This window comes from Micromonospora sp. 4G55 (genome assembly GCF_016803375.1).
The window spans coordinates 1-4346 of sequence record NZ_JAEVHN010000530.1; the positions used below are offsets into that span (position 1 = coordinate 1).

A 4346-nucleotide genomic window follows, 5' to 3' on the forward strand; every position below is an offset into this window, starting at 1 on the left:
GTCCGCCCAGAGCCCGCCGACCGCCCGCACGACGCCCCTCAGTACAGGAAGAAGGGGGCGGTCGGGCTGCCCGGGCGGACGCCGGCCGGCGGCGGCGTCACCTCCAGCACCTGGTCGCGCCGGATGGTGTCCGGCGAGGGATAGCGGTAGGCGACCCCGTTCGCCTCGTACATGATCAGCGCGCTGGGCAGCGGCACCACCGGGTTCGTCGGGTACGCGGCCAGGTGCGTCACCCGGGCGCCCACGTCGGCCACCAGCGCGGTCTCCAGCGCGCCGTCGGTGCTCACCTCGTAGACCGCCGACCGGTCCGCCGTACCGGCGACGACCAGGGTGTTCTCCGCCGCCCAGTCGACCGCGGACAGGTCGCGCAGCGAGGTGGACACCGCGCGGGCCGGGCCGACCGAGACCAGGCCGCCGGCCAGGTTCACCGCCGCCAGGTGGAGCCGGCCCCCGATCACCAGGGCGAGCCGGTGCCCGTCCAGTGAGCCGGCCACCGCCGTCACCCGGCCGGGGACGGTCAACGGCACCGGGACCGTCCGGGCCCGGTCGTCGAAGCGGTAGAGCTGGCCGTCCGCGACCACCAGGCCGTACGGCTGGCCGGGGTCGAGCGAGCGCAGCCACACCGGGCGCCCGATCGCGCCGAAGGTCTGGGCACCCCGGTGGACGCCCTCCACCGTGTCGGCGCCGGACCCGACGGCCAGCCGCTGCCGGCCGCCGGGGGCGCTGACCACCAGGGCGGCGAAAGTCCTGTCCTCGACCCGGCTGAGCCCGGCCGAGACGACGTTGCGGTTGTCGGCCGGCAGGAGCGGCACCATCCCGCTGGCCTCGCCCGGGAAGGTCAGCGCGTGGACCGCGCCGTCGTAGACGGTGAACCGCTGCGGGGTGTCGTCGACCGGGTAGAGCGGGTGCGCCAGGCGGTGCTGCTCGAGGTCCGCGATCGCCACCCGGGACTGGTTGCGGGTGGTGAGCTGGAGCTGGCCGTCCAGCTCCGGCAGCGACCAGGCGAGCTGGATGCCGATCCTGCCGAGCTCGCGGTTGTCGTCACCCGGCAGTTCGAGGGTGACCTCCCAGCGGCCGTCCGTCTCGATAGCGTTGTTGATCAGCGCGGTGCGGTCCGGCAGGGGCCGGGCGGCCGGACGCAGCCACTCCGACGGGCCGGCGAGCAGCCACTTGACCACCTCGCTGACCCGCCGCTCGTCCGGCACCGCCAGCGGCAGGTAACGCTGGTCGGCGACCAGGCGGGTCTGGTCGGAGTTCCAGAAGTAGACCTGCCTGGTCTGGTAGTACTCCCGCAGCGCCCACTCGGTGAGCAGCAGCACGTTCGGCGGGTCGGTGACGAAGAGGCCGGCCTCCTCGGTGCCCTGCTGCCCCGGCGAGACGGCGCCGCGCAGGGTGAACCGGTACTCCCGCTCGGTCGCCACCGGGGGAGCCAGGACGCCGTTGGACCGCAGCACGCCGATCTGCTGCACCCGCAGGAGCACGGAGAACAGCCCGTTGGCGTTCTCGGTGATCACCGGCTCCTCGGTCAGCCGGATCACGTTGACCGCGACCTCGCTGCCCTGCTTCTCCTGGAGGCGAGTTTTGTTCTCCGGCGCGATGAACTGCTTGACCCGCGCGTACGCCCGGTCCGGCTCGCCCGCCGCGGCGGAGAGGAAGTTGTGGACGAAGGTCTCCCGGTCGGTGCCGGCGGCCGCCCGGGCGGGTGGCTCGCTGCGGCGGAAGCTGGACGCGCCCGCCTCCACCGCCGGCCCGGACCCGTCCACCTGCACCTCGGTGTTCTCCGGGATGCCGCAGCCGGCCACGGCCAGCAGCGCGGCGCAGAGCGCCCCGGCCAGCGTCCGCCCCCCGCGCAGAGCGCTCACGAACGCACCTCCGCCCGGTCGTCGTCGGCGGCCGGGGCGGCCCGATGGCGAGGGTGCCCTCGCGGCGGGGGCCGATCGCCAGCAGCTCGCCGGGGCGGGGGCCACCGAACGGCAGGGCGGCGTCGGCCGGCACCAGCCGCAGCGGGGAGGTGGTGAGCCGGTCCCCGGCGCGGGCCGGCAGGGTGAGCCGGAACTGGGCGCCCTGCCCGGGCGCGCCCCACGCCTCCAGCCAGCCACCGTGCAGCCGGGCGTCCTCCAGGCTGATCGACAGGCCCAGGCCCGTCCCGCCGGTCTGCCGGGCCCGGGACGGGTCGGCCCGCCAGAAGCGGTTGAAGACCAGCTTCTCCTCCCCCGGCTTGAGCCCGACGCCGTGGTCGCGCACGGTGATCGCGACGGCGGTCTGGTCCATGCCGAGGGTGATCAGCACCGGCTTCGCCTCCCCGTGCTCGACCGCGTTGCCGACCAGGTTGCGCAGCACCCGCTCGACCCGGCGGGGGTCGACCTCGGCGATGACCGGCGCGGTCGGCACGTCGAGGTGGATCGGCACGCCGACCCGCTCGGCCAGGCCGGCCAGCCGGTCGGCGACCCGGTGCACCACCGGCACCAGGTCGGTCGGCTCGGCGTCGAGCATGGCGAAGCCGGCGTCGAAGCGGCTGATCTCCAGCAGGTCGGTGAGCAGCTCCTCGAACCGGTCCAGCTCGGCCTGGAGCAGCTCGGCGCTGCGGGCCACGGCCGGGTCGAACTCGTCGCGCTCGGCGAAGATCAGGTCGGCGGCCATCCGGACGGTGGTGAGCGGGGTACGCAGCTCGTGCGACACGTCCGAGGTGAACCGGCGCTGCAACCGGGACATCTCCTCCAGCCGGAGGATCTGCCGTTGCAGGTTGGTCGCCATCTGGTTGAACGAGGCGGCCAGCAGGGCGAGGTCGTCCTCGCCGTTGACCACCATCCGCTGGTCGAGCAGGCCGGCGGAGAGCCGCTGGGCGGTGCGGGCGGCCACCCGGACCGGGGTCACCACCAGGCGGGTGACCAGGGCGGCGAGCAGGCCGAGCAGCAGCACCAGGGCCACCCCGGTGGCGAGCACGGTGGCCCGGGCGTCGGCGGCGGTGGCGTCCTGCCGGGTCAGCGGCACCAGGTAGTAGAGCTCCAGCTGGCCGAAGCGGGTCGGCACCGGCGAGCCGTACACCAGGTACTTGGTCCGCGCGCCGCCGAGCCGGCCGGTGCGGACCTGGTGGGCGACCTTGCCGTCCGCGACGGCGGCCCGCAGCTCCCGGCTGATCAGCGGCCGGACGTCGGTCGCCGGGGAGGTCCGGGTCTCGATGATCCCCGCGTAGCTGTCGGCGGTGATCGCCACGACCACCCCGCTGGTCTGCTGCGGGTCACCCCCGGCCAGGTAGTTGACCGTGCCCTCGATGGTGTCCTGGAGCTGGGCCTCCTGCGGCTGGCTGTAGAGGTTGAACTGCTTCGCCGAGTAGTCGCTACCGCTGCGCAGCCGCAGCAGCACGTCGGTCTGGGCGTTCTCCACCAGGATGTTGGTGATCTTGTCGGCGATCAGGTAGGCGAAGCCGCCGACCAGCAGGCTGGAGGCCACCAGCGTGATGGTGACCACCCGCACCTGCAACGACCGACGCCAGGTCTGGTGCAGGCCGGCGGCCAGGCCGAGGCCCTGACCCACCAGGGCACGGCAGAGCACCCGCGCGGCGGGTCGCCAGCCGGCGGAGGTCCGGGAGTGGGGGGTCGGGGAGCTGGTCACGGTGCGACCAGGCTATCCGGTACCCGCCTTGTAGCCCACGCCCCGAACGGTGAGGATGATTTCCGGGCGCTCCGGATCCGGCTCGATCTTGGCACGCAGCCGCTGCACGTGCACGTTCACCAGCCGGGTGTCGGCCGCATGCCGGTAGCCCCAGACCTGCTCCAGCAGCACCTCGCGGGTGAAGACCTGGCGCGGCTTGCGGGCGAGCGCGACCAGCAGGTCGAACTCCAGCGGCGTCAGCTTCACCTCCTCGCCGTCCCGGCTCACCATGTGGGCCGGCACGTCGATGGTGATCTGGTTGCCGGGCGGCCCGATCGTCAACATCTCCGGAGCGACGTCCTCGCCGCGCCGCAGCCGGGCCCGCATCCGGGCGACCAGCTCCTTGGGCTTGAACGGCTTGACCACGTAGTCGTCGGCGCCGGACTCCAGCCCGAGGACCACGTCGACGGTGTCGCTCTTGGCGGTCAGCATCACGATCGGCACGCCGGATTCGGTCCGGATCGCCCGGGCCACGTCGATACCGCTCATACCGGGCAACATCAGGTCGAGCAGCACGATGTCGGGCCGATTGTCCCGGAACGCGGCCAACGCCCGTTCCCCGTCGGCGACGAACGCGGGCAGGAAGCCCTCGCTGCGCAGGACGATGCCGAGCATCTCGGCGAGCGCGGGGTCGTCGTCGACCACCAGTACCCGGGCTCTCATGGGATTTATGTTTCCATCCCCGTTCAGTTCGG

At 73.4% G+C, this 4346-nt stretch carries 2 protein-coding genes and 1 pseudogene; all 3 read right to left on the reverse strand.

The genetic code is table 11. From position 1 onward, the window contains the following. Nucleotides 1–38 precede the first annotated feature (38 nt). Nucleotides 39–1862 (reverse strand): LpqB family beta-propeller domain-containing protein, encoded by a 1824-nt coding sequence (locus tag JNW89_RS29060; RefSeq protein ID WP_375155163.1) that lies wholly within the window; start codon nt 1860–1862, stop codon nt 39–41. 10 nt (nt 1863–1872) lie between these two features. After that, nucleotides 1873–3537: pseudogene (gene mtrB / locus JNW89_RS29065) on the reverse strand (MtrAB system histidine kinase MtrB); the annotation flags it as partial. An 87-nt stretch (nt 3538–3624) separates the two neighbouring features. Beyond that, entirely contained in the window at nt 3625–4314 is a 690-nt protein-coding gene (gene mtrA, locus JNW89_RS29070; RefSeq protein WP_238451525.1) for an MtrAB system response regulator MtrA, read from the reverse strand. Between the last annotated feature and the right edge of the window lie 32 nt (nt 4315–4346).

Coding starts and splice junctions, on each gene's coding strand:
- mtrA (WP_238451525.1), bottom strand. CDS start 4,314: ATGAGAGCCCGGGTACTGGTGGTCGACGACGACCCCGCGCTCGCCGAG.